At 69.6% G+C, this 23,193-nt stretch carries 26 protein-coding genes and 1 pseudogene; 15 read left to right on the top strand and 12 right to left on the bottom strand.

From position 1 onward, the window contains the following. Positions 1-61: 61 nt before the first annotated feature. The 3 genes and pseudogenes from AB0N89_RS30745 (at position 62) to AB0N89_RS30735 (ending at position 3,010) form a co-directional block, all read left to right on the top strand. A complete protein-coding gene (locus AB0N89_RS30745; RefSeq protein ID WP_364211586.1) occupies positions 62-1,609 on the top strand; it encodes an alpha/beta hydrolase in 1,548 nt (515 codons plus the stop codon). Between the two features lie 17 nt (positions 1,610-1,626). Further along, on the top strand, positions 1,627-2,097 hold the full coding sequence (gene moaC / locus AB0N89_RS30740; protein ID WP_364211584.1) for a cyclic pyranopterin monophosphate synthase MoaC: 471 nt from the start codon (positions 1,627-1,629) through the stop codon (positions 2,095-2,097). Further along, positions 2,094-3,010, top strand: a pseudogene (locus AB0N89_RS30735) (molybdenum cofactor biosynthesis protein MoaE). Before moaC ends, AB0N89_RS30735 begins: the two are co-directional and overlap by 4 nt. A 214-nt stretch (positions 3,011-3,224) precedes the next feature. Here the strand turns inward: AB0N89_RS30735 and AB0N89_RS30730 are convergent. From AB0N89_RS30730 to moaA, 4 genes are all read right to left on the bottom strand, one after another. Continuing rightward, positions 3,225-3,863 carry a transglycosylase family protein gene (locus AB0N89_RS30730; protein ID WP_364211581.1) on the bottom strand — a complete coding sequence of 213 codons (639 nt, stop codon included), beginning with the start codon at positions 3,861-3,863 and terminating at the stop codon, positions 3,225-3,227. A 456-nt stretch (positions 3,864-4,319) separates the two neighbouring features. Beyond that, positions 4,320-5,171 carry a phosphatidylinositol-specific phospholipase C/glycerophosphodiester phosphodiesterase family protein gene (locus AB0N89_RS30725; protein ID WP_364211578.1) on the bottom strand — a complete coding sequence of 284 codons (852 nt, stop codon included), beginning with the start codon at positions 5,169-5,171 and terminating at the stop codon, positions 4,320-4,322. A gap of 137 nt (positions 5,172-5,308) precedes the next feature. Beyond that, the gene (locus AB0N89_RS30720; protein WP_364211575.1) at positions 5,309-5,563 is read right to left on the bottom strand and encodes a MoaD/ThiS family protein; all 255 of its coding nucleotides are present in this window, start codon (positions 5,561-5,563) and stop codon (positions 5,309-5,311) included. Position 5,564: 1 nt separating this feature from the next. Further along, positions 5,565-6,629 carry a GTP 3',8-cyclase MoaA gene (moaA, locus tag AB0N89_RS30715; protein ID WP_364211572.1) on the bottom strand — a complete coding sequence of 355 codons (1,065 nt, stop codon included), beginning with the start codon at positions 6,627-6,629 and terminating at the stop codon, positions 5,565-5,567. An 89-nt stretch (positions 6,630-6,718) separates the two neighbouring features. Between moaA and AB0N89_RS30710 the strand changes: the two genes are divergently transcribed. From AB0N89_RS30710 to AB0N89_RS30680, 7 genes are read left to right on the top strand one after another with little or no spacing between them, the layout of a single operon-like run. After that, on the top strand, positions 6,719-7,192 hold the full coding sequence (locus AB0N89_RS30710; RefSeq protein WP_364211569.1) for a MarR family transcriptional regulator: 474 nt from the start codon (positions 6,719-6,721) through the stop codon (positions 7,190-7,192). A 33-nt stretch (positions 7,193-7,225) separates the two neighbouring features. Next, positions 7,226-7,630, top strand: coding sequence for a helix-turn-helix transcriptional regulator (locus AB0N89_RS30705; RefSeq protein WP_364211566.1), 405 nt, complete (start codon positions 7,226-7,228; stop codon positions 7,628-7,630). Next, the gene (gene modA / locus AB0N89_RS30700) at positions 7,627-8,388 is read left to right on the top strand and encodes a molybdate ABC transporter substrate-binding protein (RefSeq protein WP_364211563.1); all 762 of its coding nucleotides are present in this window, start codon (positions 7,627-7,629) and stop codon (positions 8,386-8,388) included. The genes AB0N89_RS30705 and modA overlap by 4 nt, the downstream gene beginning before the upstream one ends. Before the next feature lie 52 nt (positions 8,389-8,440). After that, positions 8,441-9,208 (top strand): ABC transporter permease, encoded by a 768-nt coding sequence (locus AB0N89_RS30695; protein WP_364211560.1) that lies wholly within the window; start codon positions 8,441-8,443, stop codon positions 9,206-9,208. After that, positions 9,205-10,272: an ATP-binding cassette domain-containing protein gene (locus tag AB0N89_RS30690; protein ID WP_364211557.1), complete on the top strand. Its 1,068-nt coding sequence runs from the start codon at positions 9,205-9,207 to the stop codon at positions 10,270-10,272. The genes AB0N89_RS30695 and AB0N89_RS30690 overlap by 4 nt, the downstream gene beginning before the upstream one ends. Positions 10,273-10,282: 10 nt before the next feature. Continuing rightward, on the top strand, positions 10,283-11,077 hold the full coding sequence (locus AB0N89_RS30685) for an HAD-IIA family hydrolase (RefSeq protein WP_005156128.1): 795 nt from the start codon (positions 10,283-10,285) through the stop codon (positions 11,075-11,077). A gap of 37 nt (positions 11,078-11,114) precedes the next feature. Further along, positions 11,115-11,930: a metallophosphoesterase gene (locus tag AB0N89_RS30680; RefSeq protein WP_364211554.1), complete on the top strand. Its 816-nt coding sequence runs from the start codon at positions 11,115-11,117 to the stop codon at positions 11,928-11,930. 177 nt (positions 11,931-12,107) lie between these two features. Here AB0N89_RS30680 and AB0N89_RS30675 read toward each other — a convergent pair whose 3' ends face one another. Then, a complete protein-coding gene (locus tag AB0N89_RS30675; RefSeq protein ID WP_364211551.1) occupies positions 12,108-12,482 on the bottom strand; it encodes a YccF domain-containing protein in 375 nt (124 codons plus the stop codon). Beyond that, entirely contained in the window at positions 12,482-13,246 is a 765-nt protein-coding gene (locus AB0N89_RS30670) for a PhzF family phenazine biosynthesis protein (protein WP_364211548.1), read from the bottom strand. Before AB0N89_RS30670 ends, AB0N89_RS30675 begins: the two co-directional genes overlap by 1 nt. 139 nt (positions 13,247-13,385) lie before the next feature. Between AB0N89_RS30670 and AB0N89_RS30665 the strand changes: the two genes are divergently transcribed. From AB0N89_RS30665 to AB0N89_RS30655, 3 genes are all read left to right on the top strand, one after another. Then, positions 13,386-15,044 (top strand): AMP-binding protein, encoded by a 1,659-nt coding sequence (locus AB0N89_RS30665; protein WP_364211545.1) that lies wholly within the window; start codon positions 13,386-13,388, stop codon positions 15,042-15,044. 164 nt (positions 15,045-15,208) lie between these two features. Next, entirely contained in the window at positions 15,209-15,502 is a 294-nt protein-coding gene (locus tag AB0N89_RS30660) for a hypothetical protein (protein ID WP_364211542.1), read from the top strand. Between the two features lie 115 nt (positions 15,503-15,617). Then, complete coding sequence (locus AB0N89_RS30655) at positions 15,618-16,769, top strand: hypothetical protein (protein ID WP_364211539.1); 1,152 nt, start codon at positions 15,618-15,620, stop codon at positions 16,767-16,769. 52 nt (positions 16,770-16,821) lie between these two features. Here the strand turns inward: AB0N89_RS30655 and AB0N89_RS30650 are convergent, their stop codons facing one another. Beyond that, the gene (locus tag AB0N89_RS30650; protein ID WP_364211536.1) at positions 16,822-17,793 is read right to left on the bottom strand and encodes a R2-like ligand-binding oxidase; all 972 of its coding nucleotides are present in this window, start codon (positions 17,791-17,793) and stop codon (positions 16,822-16,824) included. Beyond that, a complete protein-coding gene (locus AB0N89_RS30645; protein WP_364211533.1) occupies positions 17,790-18,401 on the bottom strand; it encodes a TetR family transcriptional regulator in 612 nt (203 codons plus the stop codon). The genes AB0N89_RS30650 and AB0N89_RS30645 overlap by 4 nt, the downstream gene beginning before the upstream one ends. 94 nt (positions 18,402-18,495) lie before the next feature. Between AB0N89_RS30645 and AB0N89_RS30640 the strand changes: the two genes are divergently transcribed. Beyond that, entirely contained in the window at positions 18,496-19,149 is a 654-nt protein-coding gene (locus AB0N89_RS30640; RefSeq protein WP_364211531.1) for an HAD family hydrolase, read from the top strand. Here the strand turns inward: AB0N89_RS30640 and AB0N89_RS30635 are convergent. Further along, on the bottom strand, positions 19,085-19,330 hold the full coding sequence (locus AB0N89_RS30635; RefSeq protein WP_077241208.1) for a hypothetical protein: 246 nt from the start codon (positions 19,328-19,330) through the stop codon (positions 19,085-19,087). The genes AB0N89_RS30640 and AB0N89_RS30635 overlap by 65 nt on opposite strands. Before the next feature lie 132 nt (positions 19,331-19,462). Between AB0N89_RS30635 and AB0N89_RS30630 the strand changes: the two genes are divergently transcribed. Then, on the top strand, positions 19,463-19,849 hold the full coding sequence (locus AB0N89_RS30630) for a cold-shock protein (RefSeq protein ID WP_007033367.1): 387 nt from the start codon (positions 19,463-19,465) through the stop codon (positions 19,847-19,849). A gap of 80 nt (positions 19,850-19,929) precedes the next feature. Here AB0N89_RS30630 and AB0N89_RS30625 read toward each other — a convergent pair whose 3' ends face one another. The 3 genes from AB0N89_RS30625 to AB0N89_RS30615 are packed head-to-tail and all read right to left on the bottom strand — an operon-like array spanning position 19,930 to position 23,161. Continuing rightward, positions 19,930-20,412 carry a DUF2771 family protein gene (locus AB0N89_RS30625; protein WP_364211527.1) on the bottom strand — a complete coding sequence of 161 codons (483 nt, stop codon included), beginning with the start codon at positions 20,410-20,412 and terminating at the stop codon, positions 19,930-19,932. 10 nt (positions 20,413-20,422) lie between these two features. After that, on the bottom strand, positions 20,423-22,345 hold the full coding sequence (locus AB0N89_RS30620) for an MFS transporter (RefSeq protein ID WP_364211524.1): 1,923 nt from the start codon (positions 22,343-22,345) through the stop codon (positions 20,423-20,425). Positions 22,346-22,396: 51 nt separating this feature from the next. Next, the gene (locus AB0N89_RS30615; protein ID WP_364211522.1) at positions 22,397-23,161 is read right to left on the bottom strand and encodes a glutaminyl-peptide cyclotransferase; all 765 of its coding nucleotides are present in this window, start codon (positions 23,159-23,161) and stop codon (positions 22,397-22,399) included. Positions 23,162-23,193: the final 32 nt, after the last annotated feature.

Raw genomic sequence — 23,193 nt, 5'->3', positions numbered from 1 at the left:
GCACACGCCCCGCTCCTAGGCTCGATTTCGACCAAGAAGTCGATCATGACGGGGGTTGGGGATGAATCGCTCTGTCCTGAGCAGGATCGGGACACTCACGGCCGCGGCGGCCACGGTGGCGGTACTCGTACCGGCCACGGCGTCCGCCGCGGTTTCGCCGGTGAAGTGGGGGCCGTGTCCGGAGGACGTGGCCGCGCCAGGGCTGACGTGCGCCACCTTGAAGGTCCCGCTCGACTACCGGAACCCGGGCGGGAAGACCATCGACGTCGCCGTTTCGAAGCTCGCGAGCACCAAGCCCGCGAAGCGGCGCGGCATCATGCTGACGAACCCGGGCGGCCCCGGCGGTCCGGGACTGTCCATGCCCGCCGGGCTGCGGTCCGCGGGCATGCCGTCGAGTGTGCTCGACGCGTACGACATCATCGGGTTCGATCCGCGCGGGATCGGGCGCAGTACGCCGGTCACCTGCGATCTCACACCCGAACAGCAGGTCAGCAACGTCCCGCCGTACGCGCGCGATTCCGCGGAGGTGGCGGAACGGGCGAAGTCCGTCGAGAGCATCGCGAAGCAGTGCGGTGCTTCGAAGACCGCCGCGAACCTGCCGTACATCACCTCGGCCAACACGGCTCGCGACATGGACCGCATCCGCGAAGCCCTTGGCGAGAAGAAGCTCTCGTACTACGGCGTCTCGTACGGCAGCTACCTCGGCGCCGTGTACTCGACGCTGTTCCCGCAGAACACCGATCGCGTCGTGCTCGACAGCGTGACCGGACCGGGTGGGCTCGACCCGACAGGATCGCGTCGGCTGGCGGAGGGCTTCCAGGACCGCTTCCCGGACTTCGCGAAGTGGGCCGCGGCACGGCACGCGAGCTACGGCCTCGGCCGCACCCCGCAGCAGGTGACGGCGAAGTTCTACGAACTCGCCGACAAACTCGACACCGGCGTCGTTCCGGGTGTGGACGGCGCGGCCTTCCGGGCGGGCACGTTCGGTTCGCTGTACTCGACCAGCTCCTTCCCGGTGCTGGCGCAGCAGTGGCAGACGCTCGACACCGAAGGCGTCCTGAAGCAGTCCGCGCAGACCCAGCAGTTCGACCTGGCGCAGCTGCTGTCCGCGCAGCTGCACGTGGTGTGCAACGACGTGAACTGGCCGGAGAAGGTCGAGACCTACCAGCGCAACGTCGAGAAGGACCGGGTGAAGTACCCGATGTTCGGCGCGGCCGCGGCGAACATCTGGGCGTGCGCCTACTGGCCGTCCGAGCCGATCGAACCGCAGGTGCGGATCGGTGACCGGGGTCCGTCGAACATCCTGATGGTGCAGAACCTGCGTGACCCGGCGACACCGCTCGGCGGGGCCATCCAGATGCGGCGCGCGCTCGGTGACCGGACGCGGATGGTGTCGGTCGACGACGGCGGGCACGGGGTCTGGCTGGGCTCGGAGAACGCTTGCGGCAACAACGCCGTCAACCGTTTCCTCGTGGACGGCAAGCGTCCCGCGCACGATACGGCCTGCGCCGCGGACAACGGCGGGTACTTCGGCTCGATGTCGCCGGAGCGGCGCCAGGAACGGGAGAAGGCGCTCGACGAGGTTCGCTCGAAGCAGCGCATGTTCTGAGGACTAGCCTCCTTGGCGTGAGTGAACTCAGCCACGTCGACCATACGGGCGCCGCCCGTATGGTCGACGTTTCCGGCAAGACGCCCACCGCCCGCACCGCGCTGGCGGGCGGCACCGTGCACACCACGGCCGAGGTGCTCGGCCTGCTGGCCACGGACGGGCTCCCCAAGGGCGACGCCCTCGCGACCGCCCGGATCGCGGGCATCATGGGCGCGAAGAAGGTTCCCGAGCTGATCCCGCTCTGCCACCAGATCGCGCTGTCCGGGGTGAAGGTCGAGTTCGCCCTCGACGAGACCGCCGTCCACATCACCGCGACGGCGAAGACGAACGACCGCACCGGCGTCGAGATGGAGGCGCTGACCGCCGTCGCCGTAGCCGGGTTGACCCTGCACGACATGATCAAGGCCATCGATCCCGCCGCGACCCTCGACGACGTCCGGCTGATCCGCAAGGACGGCGGCAAGACCGGGACCTGGGAGCGGCCGTGAACCGGGTCGCGAGGGTGATCGTGGCGTCGAACCGCGCAGCGAAGGGCGTCTACGAGGACACGACCGGCCCGGTCATCACGGCCTGGCTCGCCGAACGGGGCTGGGACGTGCCGGAACCCGTGGTCGTCGAGGACGGGGAACCGGTCGGCGAGGCCCTGCGGGACGCCGTCGCGGCCCGGGTCCAGGTGATCGTGACCACCGGCGGCACCGGCATTTCGCCGACGGACCGCACCCCGGACGTCACGCGCGCCGTCCTCGACTACGAACTCCCCGGCGTCGCGGACGCGATCCGGGCCGCTGGGCTGCCCAAGGTGCCCACGGCCGTGCTTTCGCGCGGGGTCGCCGGCGTCGCCGGACGGACCCTGGTGGTGAACCTGCCCGGCTCACGCGGCGGCGTGAAGGACGGCCTGGGCGTACTGGACGGGATCCTCGACCACGCCGTCGACCAGCTGGCGGGCGGCGACCACCCACGGGAGGCACAGCAGTGAGCGTTCGGGTCGCACGGACCGCGGTGGTCGACGAGCCGCTTTCGGTCGAGGAACACGCCCGGCTGGTGGACGACGCGGCCGCGGGAGCCGTCGTCACCTTCGGCGGGGTCGTGCGGGACCACGACGGCGGGCGGTCGGTGGAACGGCTCGCCTACGAAGGCCACCCCAGCGCCGTCGACGTGCTCGCTGAGGTCGTCGCGGACCTCTCGGGGAAGTGGGAGGGCGTGCGGGCGGTCGCGGTGAGCCATCGGCTGGGCGCGCTGGCCATCGGGGACGTCGCGCTGGCGTGCGCCGTGGCGGCCGAGCACCGGGGCCAGGCCTTCGCCGCCTGCTCGGAACTGGTCGACGAGGTCAAGGCGCGGCTGCCGGTGTGGAAGCACCAGCACTTCACCGACGGCAGCGACGAGTGGGTCAATTCGCCGTAGCGAGCCCGCGGACCGCTTCGGGGTCGTGAGCGGCGATTCGGGTTAGAACCCGAATCGCCACTCACGACCACCTGGACCCACGCCCTGCCGCCGCGCGTGCTCCGGACACGACAAAGCCCCACCGCCGGGGGAATGTCGCGGTGGGGCCTTGTCAGCCGTGACGTGGCCACGCGGGAATCCCGCCGGGCATCACGACTTACTGGTGCTCAAGAGCTCACTTGGTGGCGAGCTTCTGGCCGACGACGATGAAGTCGGCGTTCGACACGTACTGCTTGTTCAGGTCCTGCAGCTTCTGGAAGCCACCCTGGACGTTGAACTTGGAAGCGATCTTGGACAGCGTGTCGCCCGCCACGACGGTGTAGTCACCGGCCGGGTTGGAGTTCGCGACATTGGCGGCCGGCGCCTGGACCGGAGCCTGCTGCTTCTGGACCGGAGCGGTCGACTTCTTCGGGGTCACCTTCTTGGTGGCCTTCGGGGCGCTCGACTTGGCCTTGGCGGGGCTGGCGGAGCCGCCCTTCTTGCCACAGTTCGGCCACGCGCCGATGCCCTGGCCCTGGAGGACCCGCTCGGCGACGGCGATCTGCTGCTCGCGGGAGGCGCTGTGCGCGCTGCCGGAGCCACCGTAGGCGCGCCAGGTGCTCTGCGAGAACTGCAGACCGCCGTAGTAGCCGTTACCGGTGTTGGTGTTCCAGTTGCCGCTGCTCTCGCACTGCGCGATGGCGTCCCAGTTGGTCGCCGACGCGGGGGTCGCGGCGATCGCGAGGGGAGCGCCGACCGCGACGCCCGCGATGGCGACGCGAGCGATGTGACGGGTGGCGGCGGACATCTTGCGGTGCTTGCCTCGGTACGACATGTGAGTAAATCTCGCTCCCTGCGCCTACGAGCCTGTGCTGAGGGAAAGACCCGTGGGTCCTGGCCGGCCGTCTCAGGCCGGCTGACTTCGCCTGACGCACGCCGCGTCGGCTCGGTCCCCTCGTCCCTGTCCGGAAATGCTTTCGCTCGGGGTTGGGTCCGGGAATCCGTTGGACAGGGCTCGGCGCTACGGGTTCCCGGTGTTGCGTGGTCGGTCGGGGCCAACCGAAAAGCGACGGTACGTAACGAACGAGCCCAACGGAAATTATTCGAGCTGTGACCTACATCACGGTAACAGCACGCAACCCGGGGCGATTCGGCTGTTCGCCCTGGTCAGGGCGTCGTTACCGGACCGTTTCCTGGCCGAGATAATTCACGGATCGTGAGGCTTGGATCACGTGGATTAAGGAGTGACTGGCCCATTCGTGCGCCTTCGCGCGCGAATGGGCCGCGCACTTTAGCGAGACCTCAAGAAGTTCGCCAGCCCTGGCAAGTCATCCGTATTCAGGTGGTCGACCCCGGCGGCGACCAACTCTTTCCACAACGCGTCGCGCCCTGGTCCGGCGGCATCCGGCGTGGCCCAGAAACGGACCCGCTGACCCGCCGCGTGGGCGTCTTTGACCAGTTTGTGTAGTTTCGCCCGCTCGTCGGCGGGGAAGAGGCCCGTGCCGGTCCAGGTGAACAGTCCGGTCCAGGAGTCGGACACCAGCGGAGTGGCCCTCGGGTCCGAGCCGATGCCGAGGTCGTTCTCGTCCTTGATGCGGCCGTCGTAGAAGGCGAGCCGGAACTTCTGCCCGAGCATCACGTCCTTGGGCCGCCCGCCGGAGAGCACCGCCGTGACGGCCCGCTTCCGGACGTGCCCGAACGCGTACAGAGAGAAGAGGAAGGAGTAGCGGGGGTTGTACAGCCGCTTCTCCAGGGCCGCGTAGGTGCTGTTCGCGTCCCCCTTGACGTCGATCAGCAACTGGAACTCCGCTTTTTGCCGGTAGACGCCCACGCCGTGGTTGGCCAGGACGCGCTGGCGCAGCGGCTCCAGGTAGAGCGACTCCAGGGTGCGGTCCGGGCGGGTGTCCGCGAGGTCGTGCGCGACCAGCAGCTGCCCGTCCACGAGGTAGATGTCGGCCTCGACACTGGTGAAGCCCTGATCGAGCGCGTCCTGGAGCGGACGGGCGTGCTCGTAGTCGTTGTGACTGTGCGCCTGCGGCAGCGGCCGAACGCCGCGTTCGTGGGCGGAGGCGGGGACTGTCGCCAGGCTCGTGGCGGCGACCGCCGCGAGCAGCGCGGCGAGGATACGGCGGGGAGTGATCACTGGCGCATCCTCGGCGGCTTCGGCGACCGGATGGTGAATTTCGGGCGGACGGTGGGTCAGAGGCCCCGGAACGCCTCACCGGGGGAGCAAGGGACCTTTGCTATCGCTTGGGGTCGTTTCCGCAGGTCAAGTGCGGGTCAGCCGCCGGCGAACGGGGGCAGGACGTCCAGTTCGGAAGCGTCGCTCAGCGGCCGTGTGAGATCCCGCACCGCGACGCCGTCCAGAAGATAGGAGACCGCGTCGAGCAGCTTCGCCAGCTTCTCCGGGTGGAGTTCGCGCAGGTGGGCGACGGCGTCGGCGACGCGGGCGCCGTCCGGCAGGGTCACCTTCTCCTCGTCGAAGCCCACGGCCGCGCGGGCCGACGCGAAGTACCGCACCACGATGGTCACCATGTCAGCCGCCGATCGCGCTCATGGGCCGGATCGGCTGCGCGAAGCCGGCCTCGTTGATCTCGTGCCCGGCGAGCTTGCCCCACATGGTCGCCCGCCACGCGTCCGCCACCTCTTCTTCGCGCGCGCCCGCGCGCACGAGGGCGCGCAGGTCGGTCTCGTCGTTGCTGAACAGGCACGAACGCACCGCGCCGTCGGCGGTCAGCCTCGTCCGCTCGCAGGCGCCGCAGAACGGCCGCGTCACCGACGCGATCACGCCGACGTCGCCGGGGCCGCCGTCGACCAGCCAGCGTTCGGCGGGCGCCCCGCCCCGCGCGGCGGGGAACGGTGACAGCGTGAACTCCTCGCCGAGCATGCCGAGGATCTCCTCGGCGGTGATCATGTCGCGCCGGTTCCAGCCGTGCTGCGCGTCCAGCGGCATCTGCTCGATGAACCGCAGGTGGTAGCCCTCGGCGAGACAGAACTTCAGCAGCGGCACGGCCTGGTCCTCGTTCAGCCCGCGCATCAGCACCGCGTTGACCTTCACCGGGTCCAGCCCCGCGTCGCGCGCGGCGGCCATCCCGGCCAGTACGTGCGACAGCCTGTCGCGACGCGTGATCGTCTCGAACAGCGCGCGGTCGACGGTGTCCAGCGAGACGTTGATCCGGTCCAGGCCCGCGTCGGCGAGCGGTTTCGCGCGCTTCGCGAGCCCGATCCCGTTGGTGGTCATGGAAAGCCGCGGCCGCGGTTCGAGCGACGCGATCCGCTCGACGATCTTCTCCAGCCCTTGGCGCAGCAGCGGTTCGCCGCCGGTGAGCCGGATGTCGGTGATCCCGAGCCGTTCGACGGCGATCCGCAGCAGGAGCACGAGTTCGTCGTCGGTCAGCACGTCCGCGCTCGGCATCCACTCCAGCCCTTCGGCGGGCATGCAGTAGGTGCAGCGCAGATTGCACTTGTCGGTGAGCGACACCCGGAGGTCGGTCGCCACGCGGCCGAAGGTGTCGATCAGGGCGGGGTTGTCCGGCCTGGGCACGCTGGGGCGGCCCCGTGTACCGGGGACACGGGGAAACCCGAGATCGACTGCTGTCATTGTCACCAGACTAACCCCGAACCGGGCGAAAGCCGACCGTCTAGAATACCTTTCGCAGCGAATCGGTTTCTTCCCGAAGGGTTTTCCGGATGGCGAAATATCCGCTTTCGGCGGAGGAATTGGCCAGGTTCGCCCATCTCGGCAGGGAAGGCAGCACGCTGACCGTTCTCCGGCACGCCAGGATCGCCGAGCGGATGGGGCTGTCGGCCACCGATCACAAGGTGCTCGAACTCGCCGGCCAGGCGCCGGGACCGTTGACAGCGGGCAGGATCGCCGAACTCACCGGGTTGTCGACCGGGGCTGTGACCGGCGTCATGGACAGGCTGGAGAAGGCGGGGCTCGCCCGCCGCGTCCGCGACACCGCCGACCGCCGGAAAGTCCTGATAGAGGTCGTTCCCGGGGCCTTGGAGCGCCACGCGCCGCTCTTCGAATCCGCCTACACGAACATGAAGGCGGTCCTTGAGGAGTTCTCTCCCGAGGAACGGAAAGTGCTGGAACGTTTTCAGAGCGCGGTGCTCGATGGCCTCCGCGGCGAACTGCCCGGCAATTCCTCACGTCCGTAGCTTTTCCGCATCTGCGGAGATAGCCTTCCGGTCATGCCGCAATTTCGGTTGTCTGAGGCCGCTCGTCTGCTCGGCGTCAGCGACGACACCGTCCGCCGCTGGGTGCGCGCGGGCCAGTTGACCGCGTTCGACGACTCCGCGGGCCGCAAGGTCGTCGACGGAGCCGAACTCGCCGCGTTCGCCAAGGCGCAGGCCGAACAGCCCGAGGATCCGTCGAACGTCGGCCGCTCCGCGCGCAACCGGTTCGTCGGCCTGGTCACCGAGGTCGTCGCGGACAAGGTGATGGCGCAGGTCGAACTGCAATGCGGCCCGCATCGCGTGGTCTCCCTGATGAGCGCCGAAGCCGTCCGTGAACTCGGGCTGCGGCCCGGGGTGCTCGCGGTCGCCGTCGTCAAGGCGACCACCGTCGTGATCGAAACCCCGGAAGGAAGCCGATGAGGAGACTCGTTCCTGCCCTGCTCGCGCTGGCACTGGCCGCGACGGCCTGTGGTTCCGAGGAGCCCGCCGCCCAGCAGGCGGAGGCCAAGACGCTGACCGTGTTCGCGGCGGCGTCGCTGACCGAGTCCTTCGGGGCACTGGGCAAGCAGTTCGAGGCACAGCACGCCGGGGTGACGGTGAAGTTCAGCTTCGAGGGCTCCTCGGCTCTGGTCCAGAAGCTGACCCAGGGCGCGAAAGCGGACGTGTTCGCCTCCGCCGATCAGGCCAATATGGACAAGGCCACCAAGGGCGAGGTGATCGACGGGCAGCCGTCGGTGTTCGCCACCAACCGGCTCGCCATCGCGGTCGGCAAGGGCAACCCCAAGGGCATCAAGGGGTTCGCGGATCTCGCGAAGGACGGGCTGACCGTGGTCGTCTGCGCGCCGCAGGTGCCGTGCGGGTCGGCGACCAAGAAGGTCCAGCAGTCGTCCGGGGTCACGCTCAAGCCCGCGAGCGAGGAGCAGGACGTCAAGTCCGTGCTCGCGAAGGTGCAGTCGGGCGACGCCGACGCCGGGCTCGTCTACGTCACCGACGCGACGTCCGCGGCCGCGAAGGTGGACAAAGTGGACTTCCCCGAGGCGGCGGGCGCGATCAACAACTACCCGATCGCGGTGGTGAAGGACGCTCCGCAGGCAGCGCTCGCGAAGCAGTTCACCGACTTCGTCCTCGGCGCCGAAGGCAAGAAGGAACTGGCGAAGGTCGGTTTTGGCGCCCCCTGATCCCGCAAGTACCGCATTCAGAGGGCGAAACGCGAGGGGCGGGGTTCCCTGGGTGCTCTGGCCGCCGGCGATCTGCGCGCTGGCGCTGGTGGTGCTGCCGGTCGTCGGCCTGCTGGTGCGCTCGGACCTGAGCCGCTTCCCGAGCCTCATCACCTCGACGTCCTCGCTGAACGCGCTCAAGCTCTCCCTGATCACCGCCGGACTGTCCACTGTGGCCTGCGTGCTGCTCGGCGTCCCGCTCGCCGTGGTGCTCGCGCGGTCGGGGGCACGCGGCGTCCGCGTGCTGCGCGCGGTGGTGCTGCTGCCGCTGGTCCTGCCGCCGGTGGTCGGCGGTCTGGCGCTGCTGTACCTGCTGGGCCGCAAGGGTTTCCTGGGTGTCCTGGTGACCGCTCTGACCGGTGAGCAGGTGCCGTTCACCACGGCCGCGGTGGTCATCGCGCAGACGTTCGTCGCGATGCCGTTCCTCGTCGTCAGCCTCGAAGGCGCCCTCCGCGGTGCCGGTGACCGGTACGAACGGGTCGCGTCGACGCTGGGTGCGAAGCCGTGGACGGTGTTCCGCCGGGTGACGCTGCCGCTGCTGCTGCCCGCGCTCGGTTCGGGCATCGTCCTGAGCTTCGCGCGGGCGCTGGGCGAGTTCGGTGCCACGATCACCTTCGCCGGCAGCCTGGAAGGCGTCACCCGGACGCTGCCGCTGGAGGTCTACACCCAGGCCGAGGTCGACGTCGACAGCGCCGTGGCGCTCGCGTTGCTGCTCATCCTGGTCGCCGTCGCGGTGATCGCGCTCGCCAGGCCGCGCGCGCTCGAAGGAGTCCGGTCGTGACCCTTTCGGCGGAGATCGCCCTCCGGCGCGGCGAGTTCGCCCTGGACGTGGAGTTCGAAGTCCCCGACGGCGGCGTGCTCGCCCTGCTCGGGCCGAACGGCTCGGGGAAGTCCAGCGTGCTCGGGTGCCTGGCCGGCCTGCTCCGGCCCGACCGCGCACGGATCACTTTGGACGATCGAAGCCTGGCGGCTCTGCCGCCGCACGCGCGCGGTATCGGCCTGCTCTCCCAGGACGCCCTGCTCTTCCCGCATCTGTCCGCTTTGGACAACGTCGCCTTCGCGCCGCGCTCGACCGGCGCCGGCCGTGCCGAGGCGAAGCGGCGCGCACGGGAATGGCTGACCGAAGTGGACGCGCTCGACCTGGCCGGACGGCGTCCCGCGCAACTCTCCGGAGGGCAGGCTCAGCGGGTCGCGATCGCGCGGGCACTGGCCGCCGAGCCGGGGCTGTTGCTGCTCGACGAGCCCTTCGCCGCCCTCGACATCGACGCGGCGCCCGCCATCCGCGGCCTGCTCAGGAGGGTGCTCCGCTCCGGGCCGCCGACCGTCCTGGTCACCCACGACCCGCTCGACGCGCTGGCGCTGGCCGATCACGTCGCCGTTCTCGACGGCGGCCGGATCGTCGAACGCGGCGAGACCCGCAAGGTCCTCTCCGCGCCGCGCACGGCGTTCACCGCGCGGATCGCCGGGCTCAACCTGGTGCCCGGAACCGCCGTCGATGGAGGTTTGCGCACGTCAGGCGGGCTGTCGCTGGCCGGGATCCCGGCGGACGACGTCGTCGGCGGAGAAGCGGCGGTCGCGGTGTTCCCGCCCAGCGCCGTCGCCGTGTACCTGCGGGACGGCGAGCACCGGGGGAGCCCGCGCAACACGGTCGAGGGATTCGTCGACGCGCTCGAACCCCACGGACCGGTGATCCGCGTGCGGTCGCGCGGTGACGACTGGGCGGCGGGCCTCGCCGCCGACCTCACCCCCGCCGCGGTCGCGGAACTGGCGCTCGAACCAGGGACACCGGTCAATCTTTCGGTCAAGGCGGCCTCTGTGGCTGTTCACGCCGTCGCGGATCACTAAGCTCGACACCATGAACGAGCGCCGTTGGACCTACCTCAGCGACATGGATGGCGTGCTGGTGCAGGAGGAGCATCTCGTGCCCGGCGCGGACGAGTTCCTCAAGGAGCTGCGCGCCAACGACATCGGCTTCCTGGTGCTGACCAACAACTCGATCTACACCCCGCGTGACCTGCGGGCGAGGCTCGAGCGGACCGGTCTCGACATCCCCGAGGAAGCCATCTGGACCTCGGCGCTGGCGACCGCGAAGTTCCTCGCGTCGCAGCGGCCGAACGGCTCGGCGTTCGTCATCGGCGAGGCCGGGCTCACCACGGCGCTGCACGAGGTCGGCTACGTGCTGACCGAACGCGACCCGGACTACGTCGTGCTCGGCGAGACGCGGACGTACAGCTTCAGCGCGATAACCCGCGCGATCAGGCTGATCGAGGGCGGCGCGAAGTTCATCGCCACCAACCCCGACGCCACCGGCCCGAGCATGGAGGGCTCCATGCCCGCCACCGGTTCGGTCGCCGCGCTGATCGAGAAGGCGACCGGCCGTTCGCCGTACTACGTCGGCAAGCCGAACCCGCTGATGATGCGGTCCGCGCTGCGGCGGCTCGGCGCGCATTCGGAGTCGACGCTGATGATCGGCGACCGGATGGACACCGACGTCCACTCGGGAATCGAGGCCGGATTGCAGACGATCCTGGTGCTGACCGGCATCTCCAGCAGGGAGAGCGCCGAGCACTACCCGTACCGGCCGACGATGATCATCGACTCGATCGCGGATCTGGTCGGGCGGACCGGTGACCCGTTCGGCGAAGGCTGAGGGGCACAGCCGTATGCGGAGGGCTTATCGTCAGAAGATGCACGACGATCAGCCCGCGCCCCCGACCTACGTGGTCGGTGACGTGCACGGACACCGGGACGAGCTGGCCGAGGCGCTCCGGGAGAAGGGGCTGCTCGACTCCGACGACGACTGGGCCGGTGGTGAAGCGACCCTCTGGTTCCTCGGCGACTTCGTCGACCGGGGGCCCGACGGCGTCGGCGTCATCGACTTGGTGATGCGGCTGGAGCGGCAGGCGGCCACGGCGGGTGGGCACTGCGGGACGCTGCTGGGCAACCACGAGATCCTGCTGCTCGGGATGTACCACTTCGGTGACACGGAGGTGCCGTCCGACTTCGGGCCGCGCAGCTTCGCCCGCAGCTGGGAGATCAACGGCGGCCTGCTCGAAGACCAGGACAGGCTCACCCCGCAGCACATCGAATGGCTGACCTCGCGCCCGATGCTGACGCTGGCCGCGGACCACCTGCTGATGCATTCGGACACGCTCGAGTACCTCGGCTGGGGCGAGGACATCGACGGGATCAACGCGCGCGGCCGCGAGATCCTCGAAGGCAGCGACATCGAGGCCTGGTGGGACGTGTGGCGGCGGATGACCACGCGCTACGCCTTCCGCGGGCCGGAAGGCACCGACGTCGCGCAGCAGCTCATGGACCGGCTCGGCGGCGAGCGGATCGTGCACGGGCACAGCGTCATCGCCGACCAGCTCGGGATCCACCCCGCGCAGATCGAGGGGCCGTACCTCTACGCGGGCGGGAAGGCGCTGGGGATCGACGGCGGGTTGTTCGTCGGCGGGCCCTGCCTGATCATCCCGCTGCCGTGGGAGCCCGAAGACTGAGCCTCAGGGGTCGTGAGTGTTTGGCCCAAGTACGTGAAGGGGGCCTTCACGTACCGCAGGGGGCGAGCGAGGGACGGCTGTGAAGGGATGTCGCACCGGTTACGCGAAACCGCCCAAGCGTAGGTACCTGAGACGCCCTTGGCTCTGGCCATCCTTACCACTCACGAGCGGCAGGCCTTACGGCAATTCGACGATCTCCTTGCCCAGCGGCATCAGCGAGACCGGGATCATCTTGAAGTTCGCCACGCCCAGCGGGATCCCGATGATCGTGACGCACAGCGCGACCCCGGTCAGCACGTGCCCGATCGCGAGCCAGAGCCCGGCGAAGAGGAACCAGATGACGTTGCCGATCGTCGACGCGGCCCCGGCGTCACGCCGGTCCACCACGGTGCGGCCGAACGGCCAGAGCGCGTAGGCCGCGATCCGGAACGACGCCAGCCCGAACGGGATGGTGACGATCAGGATGCAGCAGATGACGCCGGCGACGATGTAGCCGAGTGCCATCCACAGGCCGCACAGCACGAGCCAGATGACGTTCAGGATCAGGCGCATCAGACGTGCAACTCCCCACTGGCCACGGTGACCGCCTGCCCCGAAAGCAGGACGCGGTCACCTTCGAGATTCATCCGGACGATGCCGCCGCGCGCCGAGGCCTGCTCGCCGACGAGCTCGGTCCGGCCGAGGCGGGCGGCCCAGTACGGCGCGAGGACGCAGTGCGCGGACCCGGTGACCGGGTCTTCGTCGACGCCGACGCCCGGCGCGAAGAACCGGGTGACGAAGTCGATCCCTTCGACGTCGCCCGGAGCGGTGACCATCAGCCGTCCGTTCCAGTGCGGGCGCAGCGCGGCCAGGTCCGGTGCGAGCGAGCGCACCACGGCGGCGTCGTCCACCACCGCGAACAGGTTCTGGAGGCTCCGTCCGACGTATTCGAACTCAAGGCCCGGCAGGATCGAGGACAGGTCGTCGTCCGACTCGCGGGGCGGGTCCGACGGAAAGTCCATCGACACCCAGCCGTCTTCGGCGCGGCAGCGCAACTCGCCGCTTCTCGTCGTGAAGGTCTGCTCGCCGCCCAGGACGTGCGTGGTCGCCAGCGTCGCGTGCCCGCACAGGTCGACCTCGGTCTCCGGCGTGAACCAGCGAAGCGACTTCGGGCCTTCGACACTGTCGACCTCGACGAAGGCCGTCTCGGCGTGCTTCAACTCGGCCGCGACGGACTGCATCCAGCCCGCGTCGCCCGGCGAGTCCAGCAGCACGACACCGGCGGAGTTGCCGGCGAAGGCCTCGGAGGTGAAGGCATCGACGATGTAGAGGCGCATGTCTTCGACGATATCGGGCACGGCCTGCCCCGGCCTCCGGGTTTCCCCCGAGGTGGCGCGGGTCTCCACTTGCAGGTGGCCGAGGTCACTCCGCGTTCTTAGACTCGACGAGTCGTCACCGCCGAACGCAGGAGTCTCCATGCCCGACGCCCCCGCAGTACCAAGTTACGCATCGGGAATCTCGGACACCCCGCTGCTGGGGGACACCATCGGCGACAACTTCGATCGGACCGTCGCCGCCTTCGGCGACCGTGACGCGCTCGTCGACCGCGCGGCCGGGAAGCGCTGGACCTACGGCGAACTCGCCGCCGAGGTGGACGCGCTCGCCCTGGGCCTGCTGGACCTCGGGATCGCCAAGGGCGACCGCGTCGGCATCTGGTCGCCGAACCGGTGGGAGTGGACCTGCGTCCAGTACGCGACCGCGAAGATCGGCGCGATCCTGGTCAACATCAACCCGGCGTACCGCTCGCACGAACTCGAATACGTGCTGAAGCAGGCCGGGATCAAGCTCATCGTGGCCGCGGAGTCGTTCAAGACCTCGGACTACGCGGGCATGATCGCCGAAGCGGGGCCGAAATGCCCGGCGCTGGAACACGTCGTGCTGCTCGAAAGCGCCGAGTGGACGTCGCTGCTGGAGAACGGACGCGGCGCGGACCCGGCGCGGCTAGCGAAACGCCAGGGCGAGCTGTCCGCGGACGACCCGATCAACATCCAGTACACCTCCGGCACCACGGGCTTCCCCAAGGGCGCCACGCTGTCCCACCACAACATCCTCAACAACGGCTACTTCGTCGGCGAGCTGTGCAACTACACCGAAGCCGACAAGGTGTGCATCCCCGTGCCCTTCTATCACTGCTTCGGCATGGTGATGGGCAATCTCGCGGCGACGACGCACGGCGCGTGCATGGTCATCCCGGCGCCCGCGTTCGAGCCGAAGGCCACGCTCGAAGCCGTCGCGGCCGAGAAATGCACGTCCCTGTACGGGGTTCCGACGATGTTCATCGCCGAACTGGCCGACCCGGACTTCGCCTCGCACGACCTTTCCTCGCTGCGCACCGGGATCATGGCGGGCTCGCCCTGCCCGGTCGAGGTGATGAAGCAGGTCATCGACCGGATGGGCATGGCGGAGGTGTCGATCTGCTACGGCATGACCGAGACGTCGCCGGTGTCCACGCAGACGCGCGCGGACGATTCGGTGGAGCGGCGGGTGTCGACGGTCGGGCGGGTCGGGCCGCATCTGGAGGTCAAGGTCGTCGATCCGGAGACCGGGCTGACCGTGCCCCGCGGCGAGCCGGGCGAACTCTGCACCCGCGGCTATTCGGTGATGCTCGGGTACTGGGAGCAGGCCGACAAGACGGCCGAGGCGATCGACGCCGCGCGGTGGATGCACACCGGCGACCTCGCGATCATGGACGACGACGGGTACGTCAACATCACCGGCCGGATCAAGGACATGGTCATCCGCGGCGGCGAGAACCTGTACCCGCGCGAGATCGAGGAGTTCCTCTACACCCACCCCGACATCCTCGACGCGCAGGTCATCGGCGTCCCGGACGAGAAGTACGGCGAGGAACTGATGGCGTGGGTCCGCATGCGCGAGGGCGCGGCGAGCCTGACGGCCGAAGCGGTGCGGGAGTTCTGCGAGGGGAAGCTGGCGCGCTACAAGATCCCGCGCTACGTCCACGTCGTCGAGGAGTTCCCGATGACGGTGACCGGCAAGGTGCGGAAGGTCGAGATGCGGGAGCGGTCGATCAGCATCCTCGGGCTGGAAGCGGCGGCCGCCACGAAGCACGCCTGACCGACGCTTCGGAGGCCTGTCCGCGCCGGATGGGCCTCCGGCGCGGTGTGATCGTTCACGGCTTTCGCATGCATGAGGCCCCGTCACGACGGGCAGCCTGTGATCAGGACGGTGACAGCGTCCCGAACGGAAATCCCACAACCGTAAGGAAACGGGGAATTCTCATGCGTACGATCCGTCGCACCATCGCCGCTTCGGCACTGGCGCTGCCGCTGATGATCGGAGCCGCGGGCGTCGCCTCGGCGGACAGCTTCGGCAGCACCGAGGTCCAGGCCGGACCGGACGGCGCAGCGACGCACAGCGTGCAGTCCGACACCCATCGCGGATCGAGTTCGTTCCACGAGAACTCGTCCGCCGCCGGGCCGGACGGTGCCGGGTCCAGTGAGACCCACTCCAGCACCGGTGGCGGCCACGACCAGGGCGTCCTGAGCGGCACCCTCGGCGCGATCGGGCTCTGAGCGTAGGGAGCCGAAGGGCCCTTTCAGCCCAAGTTGACACTTCGGGGCAACCTGTCACATCTCCGGGGCGTGTCCTCTACGCGGCGACTCCGAACCGCCGCGAAGGGGAGAAAGCATGTCACTCAAGCGAAGCAGAAGAGTTCTCGCCCTGGGGGTTTCCCTGGCGGCCCTGCCGCTGCTCGTGCCGGGAGCGGCCGCGGCGGCTCCCGCGGCGGCGCCGGTCGATCTCGGCACCTTGCCGGGCGACACGTTCAGCCAGGTCCTCGCGATCAACGGCGCCGGTGTCATGGTCGGTTCGTCGACACCGTACGAGCCGCAGATCAAGGATCACGCGGCGAAATGGGACGCGCGGGGCGGGATCACCGCGCTGCCCACCCTCGGCGGGGAACAGGGCAAGGCCGTCGACATCAACGACCGGGGGGTCGCGGTCGGCTGGGCGCACAAGGACGCCGCGTGGAACCAGGCGGCGGTCAAGTGGGCGCCGGACAACACGGTCACCGCGCTGCCGTACCTGGCGGGCGGCGACTACGCGGCCGCGAACGCGATCACCGAGCGCGGGGTCGTCGTCGGTGCCGCGAGGGCGGCGGACGGGACGATCCACGCCGTGCGCTGGAACCCGGACGGCGGGGTCGTGGATCTCGGCGGGCTGCCGGGCGGCAGGTACAGCGACGCGCGGTGGATCACCGAGGACGGCCGGACGATCGGCGGGACGGCGTCCGACGCCGAGGGCCGCAACCACGTCGTGCGCTGGAACCTGGCCGGGGCGATCACGGACCTCTCGCCGGGCAATCCCGACAGCACCGGGACGGATATGAATGAGTCCGGGGTGATCGTCGGAAGCGCCGCGGACGCCGGCGGGAACCAGAAACCCGTGCGGTGGGAGCGCGACGGGCGGATGACCTGGCTCGGCTGGCCGGAGCGGGATCCGGCCTGGGCGAACGCGGTCAACGACTCCGGAGTGGTCGCCGGCGGCGGCTATCTGGTCTTCGGGACGGAAAGCCCGGTCAAGTGGAATCGGGCGGGAGCGCGGACGACGCTTTCGGCGGAGCGCGGCATGGGCAACGACGTCGATCGCGGCGGGACCGTCGTGGGACTGGAGAACAGCATCGCGACCAAGTGGGACGCCCGCGGCACGCGAACGGTCCTCGGCGCGTTGCCGGGCGGCGACTACAGCACCGCGACCCGCGTCGGGGCGAACGGGACGATCATCGGTATGTCCTACAACGAGAACCGCCGCTGGCACGCGGTCTACTGGCCCGCCAAGTAGGGGGCTGAAGGGCGCTTCCCCCGCATGCGATGCGGGGAAAGCGCCCTTCAGCTCAGGCAGCCGAGTTGGCGGCGACCTCGGCGATCGCCTTCGCGTCCTCCTCGCCGAAGGTCTCTTCGAGGTTCTCCGGCGAGTAGTCGAGGTCGATCTGCTCCACCGGCATCCCGCGCGCGGACTCGATCGCGCCCAGGCGCCGCTGCGCCCGGTCCGCCGCGTACTGGATGATCTCCTGCGGATCGTTGTCGAACGGGATCTCCTCGAACTGGTCCTGCACCCACTGGATCATGTTCAGCGCGTGGGGAAGCAGTTCGCCCATCCGCTGCTGCACCGCGTCCCACAGCGAGTCGTCCGCGGCGACGTGGCGGCGGCAGGTGAAGGTGCCCCAGGCCATGTGACGGCGTTCGTCGTCGCCGATGCGGCGGATCAGCTCCTGCATGCCCGGCAGGATGTCGTGCTGCGTGCAGATCAGCTGCCACGTGTAGTACCCGGTCAGCGCGAGACTGCCTTCGATGACGTGGTTGTAGGTGACGCTCGCGCGGATCTGGTTGAGCGGACTGGGATCCGCCTCCAGCGCGCGCAGCGAATTCGGCAGCTCTTCGTAGAAAAGCTTGCGGTAGTGCGGATTCTCCGCGACGTAGGGATGCAGGTCCGTGGTCAGCCCGACGGCGTCCATCCAGCGGCGGAACACCTCGGTGTGCTTCGCCTCCTCGAAACAGAACTGCGTCAGGTACATCTCGTCGCCGAAACGGCCGGTCGCGGACATCGCCCGCATGAACGGCTGGATGTCTTCGGTGACCGCCTCCTCGCCCGCGATGAACTGCGCCACCAGATACGTCGTCGACCGCTGCTGTTCCGGGTTGAGCGTGTCCCAGCCCTCGCGTTCACGGGAGAAGTCGATGTCGGCGGGGTTCCAGAACTTCTTGTTGCCCTTGGCGAACAGCCGCAGCGGGAACGAATCCCAGTTCAGCCCGCCCTCGCGCAACGAGGAAAAACCGGTCCGCAGCTCGGGAAGCGTGTCGGTCACGAGGTCTCCTTCGAATCGGTGATCAGCGCCCGGATGGACGGCGCCAGCACGGCGACGACCGAGGCCGCCGCCTCGTCGGCCGAATGCGTCGGCATGACGAGGTGGGACAGGGAAAGCCGCACGACGGTCTCCGCCAGCAGCGCGGCGGATTCCGGGGACAGCGACGGCTCGAACTCGCGATACTGCCCGGCCGCGACCTCGGTGGCCGCGGCCAGGATCGGTTCGCCCTTGGTGGTGAGCAGGGGCAGGAGGTCTTCGCCCGCTCCGGTGCCCAACGCGGCGGCGACCAGGCGGTTCTCCCCGGCGTGTTCGATCGTGTAGACGACGGCCTCGCGGATGCCGTCGAGCAGGTGCCGCGCGTCCTGGACGCGCAGCCGGATGCCTTCCAGGAACTCCGACGTCGTCCGGAGGACCACGGCCTCGGCGAGCGAGGCCTTGTTGCCGAATTCGTTGTAGACGGTCTGCCTGCTCACCCCGGCGCGCGCGGCGACGTCCGCCATCCGCAGCGCCGTGTAGCCGTGTTCGGTGAGCAGCTCGGTGGCCGCGTCGAGCAGCGCCTCCCGCAGGGAGGCCTTGGTCCGATCGGAGAAGTTCGTGATCTCGCCCACAATCCCAGCTTGACACAGATCGCGTCTATGTCAAAGGCGTTGACGGAAACCCGGCCCGTGTAAATCAGGCGGTGGCGGCGGCTACCGTGACCTGGTGGGCATCACCGTGGGGTTCGACCTCGACATGACACTGATCGATCCGCGGCCGGGCATGGTCGCGGTGATGAACGCGCTCGGCGAGGAATCCGGCCTGCCACTGGACGGCGAGTTCTTCGCGGCCAACCTCGGCCCGCCCCTCGACGACAGCCTGCGCGGCTTCGGGGCGCCGGAGGAGCGCATCCCCGAGCTGGTGACGCGGTTCCGCGCGATGTACCCGGAGACGGTCGTCCCGGTGACGGTCGCGCTGCCCGGCGCGGCGGAGGCCCTGCACGCGGTCCGCGAGGCGGGCGGGCGCACCGTCGTCGTCACCGGGAAGTACGGGCCCAACGCGAAACTCCACTTGGACGCCCTCGGCATGGAGGTCGACGTCCTGGTCGGAGAGCTCTGGTCGACGCAGAAGGCCGCCGCGCTCACCGAGCACGGCGCCCAGGTCTACGTCGGCGACCACCTCGGCGACGTCCGCGGCGCGCTGGCGGCCGGCGCGGTGCCCGTCGGGGTCACGACGGGCCCGTGCACCAAGAACGAGCTGCTCGCCGAGGGAGCCGACGTGGTGTTCGACTCGCTGACCGAGTTCCCCGGCTGGTTCAGCTCTTTCGGCGGGCTTCGCGCACCAGGGCGATCAAGCCGAGAGCCAGACCCAGCGGGGTGACGACGCCCGCCGCGGCGGACAGCCAGACCGGCAGGTTCTCCAGCCCGGCGGCGAACATGACGAAAACCGCTGTGACGGCGATCATGCCGAGCGCGAAAAGGCCGATGCCCACGCGCATGAGGATCGGTTTACGCGGCTTTTCGGGGACGGCCACAGCGGCCTCCTTAACTGCGGTCTCCATGAACCAGAGGGTATCCGCCGGTATCCGCTTCTCCACAGGGCATGTGTCGAGATACGCTTATGGGACGCGCGCCCTGGGTACGCCCCCGGGCGCGTTCGTCGTGAGCGGGACAGCGAAGGAATGGTGAGGAAAGTGCCGACCGGCAAGGTCAAGTGGTACGACGCGGAGAAGGGTTTCGGTTTCGTCACCCAGGATGGGGGCGCCGACGTCTACATCCGCAAAGCCGCGCTGCCGCAGGGCGTCGAAGGGCTCAAGGCGGGCCAGCGCCTCGAGTTCGGTGTCGCCGACGGCCGCCGCGGCCCCCAAGCACTCTCCGTCCGGCTGCTGGATCCGCCGCCCTCGGTCGCCGAGGCGCGCCGCCGTCCCGCCGAGGAGCTCCACGGGCTCATCGAGGACATGATCAAGCTGCTCGAACTCAAGGTGCAGCCGGACCTGCGGCGCAACCGCTACCCGGACCGCAAGCACACCAAGCAGATCGCCGAGATCATGCGCGCCGTCGCCCGGGACCTCGATCCCTGATCGGCCGCGCTCTCGTGAGTGTCATGAAAGGGGCTTTCAGGACAAAATTTGTCCTGAAAGCCCCTTTCATGACATCGGGCTCAGACGGCCGGTGCCTCGACCTGCAGCGACCAGATCGCCGTGGTGATCGCCTCCGCGTCCTCCGGACGCCCGGTCTGGCTGATCACCGAAGCCTGCGCGACCTCGACGACGAGGATCTGGTCGTCGGGTTTCGGCGTCGTCACGGTGTAGGCGAACCGGTCCAGCGACGTGATGATGTCCTGCTTGAGCTCCTGCGGCTCGCCTTGGGCGTTCACGTACTGCACCGTGACCTTCCACGGCGTTTCCGCGATCGCGCTCGGCACCGAGATCTGCACCGGCTTCCCCGGCCGGATGCGCAGCTTGCCTGCGGAGTCGGGCCGGGTGGTGCACTGGGCGCTCTTGATGTCGCACGACGCCAGCGGGGCGACGTTCACCGTCTTCCCGTCGGCGAAGAAGGTCACCTCTTCGGGGCCGGGGGCCGAGCAACCGGCCACCACGAAACCACCCGCCGCGAGCAGGGCCAAAATACGAAGTCGCCGCATACGGTGCAGATTACGAGCCCGGCCGCCACCGGGAGTCACCGGCCTCCGAGGGGATCGGCGGGATCGGCGAGTCGCTGGTCGGCTGCGGGCGCAGCGGCCGGTCGCCGCCGAGCCCCGGGACCAGCGAGGTGCCGCGCCGGACCATGAACGTCTGCGTGAACCCGACGGCCAGCAGGATCGACACCACCAGGAACCCGATCCAGTACGTCGGCGGCAACAGCAGGCCGACGGCGCCGCCGAGGCACCAGCACATCTGCAGCACGGTCTCGGACCGGCCGAACGCCGACGCGCGGGACTCCTCCGGGAGGTCTTCCTGGATGACGGCGTCGAGGCTGATCTTCGCCAGCGCGCTCGCGGTCGCGCCGACGAGCGCGACGATCGCCGCCGTCGCCAGTCCGGCCGCCACGGTCGCGATGACCGACATGCCGAGACAGGCCCCGACGCAGGCCAGGATCACCTGGTCCGGTTTGCCGAAGTGCAGCCGCGAACCCAGCGCGTTCCCGAGGAACCCGCCCGCCCCGGCCGCGGCGCCGATGACGCCGAGCAGCAGCAGCTGGTTGAACGGGCTCTGCCCGCTGCCCTCGGTCTGCGCCTTCACCGCGAACGCGGAGAACATCATCAGGAACCCGGTGAGCACCCGGACGGAACCGTTGCCCCACAGCGAGACGACGATGTGCCGTCCCATCGGCTGGCGCTGCTTCTTGACCCGCCGTTCCGGATGTGCGGACAGCGACGCCGGGACCTCGCCCTCGGTGACCTCGACCCAGGACGGGATCCGCATCGACTGCACCGCGGCCGCGACGCAGATCGCCATGGTGAACCACAGCGCGCCCTGCGAACCCCACAACGCGTTGAAACCGCTGGCCAGCGCGCCGAACACACCGGCAGCGACCAGGCCGAACACGGTGAGCCGGGCGTTCGTCTTCGACAGCGTGATCTCGGGTGGCAGCACCCGCGGGGTCACCGCCGACTTGAGCACGGTGAACGACTTCGACAGCACCATCATGCCCAGCGCCGCCGGGTACAGGAGCCAGTCGTCGAAGTGCAGCGCCATCACGACGGCCATCAGCGCCTGCCCCGCCGAGGCCACGCACATCGCAAGCCTGCGGCCGCGCTGGATCTTGTCCAGCGCCGGGCCGATCACCGGTGCGACCAGCGCGAACGGGGCGATCGTGATGAGCAGGTAGAGCGCGACCTTGCCCTTGCTCTCGCCGCTGGTGGCGGCGAAGAACAGCGTGTTGGCCAGCGCGATCGCCATCGCTGCGTCGCTGGCGTAGTTCAGCATCACGGCGTACGTCAGCGAGGTCAGCCCCGACTTGTCGGCGCCGTCCGCCTTCGTCGCGCGCTGGAACGCGTCGACGGCCTGCCCGGTGAGCTGACGGCTGCGCATCGCCGCGACCCGGGTGACCGTGATCTTCTTCGGCATCTTCGGCAGGGACCCGGCCCGCGGCGGGACCGCGGTCGTCGGGTGCTCTTGGACCGGCTCCTGCGTTTCCCGCGGTTCGCCCGCGTAACCACCGGTGTCGTAGTGCTCGTACTCGCCGCTGCCGGGCGGGTGGTCGTCGTAGAACCCGCCCGGACGACGCCGGACGGGTTCGGTCTGCCGCTGCGAGGGATCCGGATACGGCCGCGCTCCCCGGGGAGGGGTGTGCGGTGGCCGGGGTGGCGGCGGCTGGTGTCCCATCGGGATCGCGCCGGTGCGCGCCTCGTCGGCGGTCGGCCCGGCCGGATGCGGCTGGTAGCGGGGCTGGGGGCGGGCCGCGGGTGGCACCGGCTGCTGGTCGACCCGGGTCGGCGGCGGCGCGGACCAGCTGCGTGCCTGGGGAGCGCCGGGCTCCGGTGTCCACTTGCGCTTGCTCTTGCGGCCACGCTCCTTGCCCGACCGGCCGGAACGCGTGCCGTCGGGTCCAGAGTTCGAGCCGAAGATTCCCACCAGTCAATCCTGCCTTACTCGGGGGTCGCTTCGCGCGTTCACCACTGCTTTCTAGGTGTTCGGGACGAACTTCACCCGGAACATCCTCGGCCAGAGCTTGCCGGTGATCACGAATTCGTCGGTCCCGGGGACCGCCGCGATGCCGTTGAGGACGTCGGCGGACCCCCGCTCTTCGGCCGTGAGGAGCCCCGAGGCGTCGATTTCGCCGGTGACCCGCCCGGAGGCGGCGTCGATCCGCAGGATCCGGTCGGTCTGCCACACGTTCGCGTACACCGAGTCCCCGACGCATTCCAGCTCGTTCAGCTGGTCGCGCCCGACGTCGACACCGCCCGTCGGCGCGAAGGACACGGGATCGCGGAAGGTCAGCTTCGACGAGCCGTCGCTCATCACCAGCCTGCCGTTTTGGTGGCAGAGACCCCAGCCTTCGCCGGTGTAGGTGACGCGCCTGCGCTCGGCGAGGGTCTTGGCGTCGCGTTCGATCGCGACGCCGTCCTGCCAGGTGATCTGCCAGACCGTCGGCCCGAGCACGGTGATGCCCTCGCCGAACAGCCCCGGCAGTTCTTGCCGGACCGTCGGCGCCGCGCCCGCGGGCCCGGCCCGCAGCGACGACTTCCCGACCAGACCGGTCCCCTCGTACAGCGTCTCGCCGGAGAACTCCAGGCCCTGGGTGAAGGCGGCCGGGTCGTGGGGCAGCGCCGAGAGCACCCGCACCTTGAGTTTCTCCGGCGCGGGCGGCGCGGCGTCGCTCACCGGCGCGGCGGCGCAGCCCCCGAGGACGGCGGCCAGCAGGAGCGATGTGGTCATCAGCGTGCGCACGCGGACAGCCTGACACGGACCGCGATATCGCG

Origin of the sequence: Amycolatopsis sp. NPDC089917, from assembly GCF_040684635.1 — a bacterium.
Lineage (GTDB): Bacteria > Actinomycetota > Actinomycetes > Mycobacteriales > Pseudonocardiaceae > Amycolatopsis.
The sequence above is the reverse complement of the archived record's forward strand: the minus strand, read 5'-3'. Positions and strand labels throughout refer to the sequence as shown.

Bases quoted from the DNA above. Each gene is read 5' to 3' on its own strand.
- AB0N89_RS30625 (WP_364211527.1), bottom strand. From the start codon at position 20,412: ATGCGGCGACTTCGTATTTTGGCCCTGCTCGCGGCGGGTGGTTTCGTG.
- AB0N89_RS30745 (WP_364211586.1), top strand. From the start codon at position 62: ATGAATCGCTCTGTCCTGAGCAGGATCGGGACACTCACGGCCGCGGCG.
- AB0N89_RS30665 (WP_364211545.1), top strand. From the start codon at position 13,386: ATGCCCGACGCCCCCGCAGTACCAAGTTACGCATCGGGAATCTCGGAC.
- AB0N89_RS30655 (WP_364211539.1), top strand. From the start codon at position 15,618: ATGTCACTCAAGCGAAGCAGAAGAGTTCTCGCCCTGGGGGTTTCCCTG.
- AB0N89_RS30685 (WP_005156128.1), top strand. From the start codon at position 10,283: ATGAACGAGCGCCGTTGGACCTACCTCAGCGACATGGATGGCGTGCTG.
- modA (WP_364211563.1), top strand. From the start codon at position 7,627: ATGAGGAGACTCGTTCCTGCCCTGCTCGCGCTGGCACTGGCCGCGACG.
- AB0N89_RS30680 (WP_364211554.1), top strand. From the start codon at position 11,115: ATGCACGACGATCAGCCCGCGCCCCCGACCTACGTGGTCGGTGACGTG.
- AB0N89_RS30660 (WP_364211542.1), top strand. From the start codon at position 15,209: ATGCGTACGATCCGTCGCACCATCGCCGCTTCGGCACTGGCGCTGCCG.
- AB0N89_RS30635 (WP_077241208.1), bottom strand. From the start codon at position 19,330: ATGGAGACCGCAGTTAAGGAGGCCGCTGTGGCCGTCCCCGAAAAGCCG.
- AB0N89_RS30730 (WP_364211581.1), bottom strand. From the start codon at position 3,863: ATGTCGTACCGAGGCAAGCACCGCAAGATGTCCGCCGCCACCCGTCAC.
- AB0N89_RS30705 (WP_364211566.1), top strand. From the start codon at position 7,226: ATGCCGCAATTTCGGTTGTCTGAGGCCGCTCGTCTGCTCGGCGTCAGC.
- AB0N89_RS30675 (WP_364211551.1), bottom strand. From the start codon at position 12,482: ATGCGCCTGATCCTGAACGTCATCTGGCTCGTGCTGTGCGGCCTGTGG.
- moaA (WP_364211572.1), bottom strand. From the start codon at position 6,629: ATGACAGCAGTCGATCTCGGGTTTCCCCGTGTCCCCGGTACACGGGGC.
- AB0N89_RS30710 (WP_364211569.1), top strand. From the start codon at position 6,719: ATGGCGAAATATCCGCTTTCGGCGGAGGAATTGGCCAGGTTCGCCCAT.
- AB0N89_RS30720 (WP_364211575.1), bottom strand. From the start codon at position 5,563: ATGGTGACCATCGTGGTGCGGTACTTCGCGTCGGCCCGCGCGGCCGTG.
- AB0N89_RS30670 (WP_364211548.1), bottom strand. From the start codon at position 13,246: ATGCGCCTCTACATCGTCGATGCCTTCACCTCCGAGGCCTTCGCCGGC.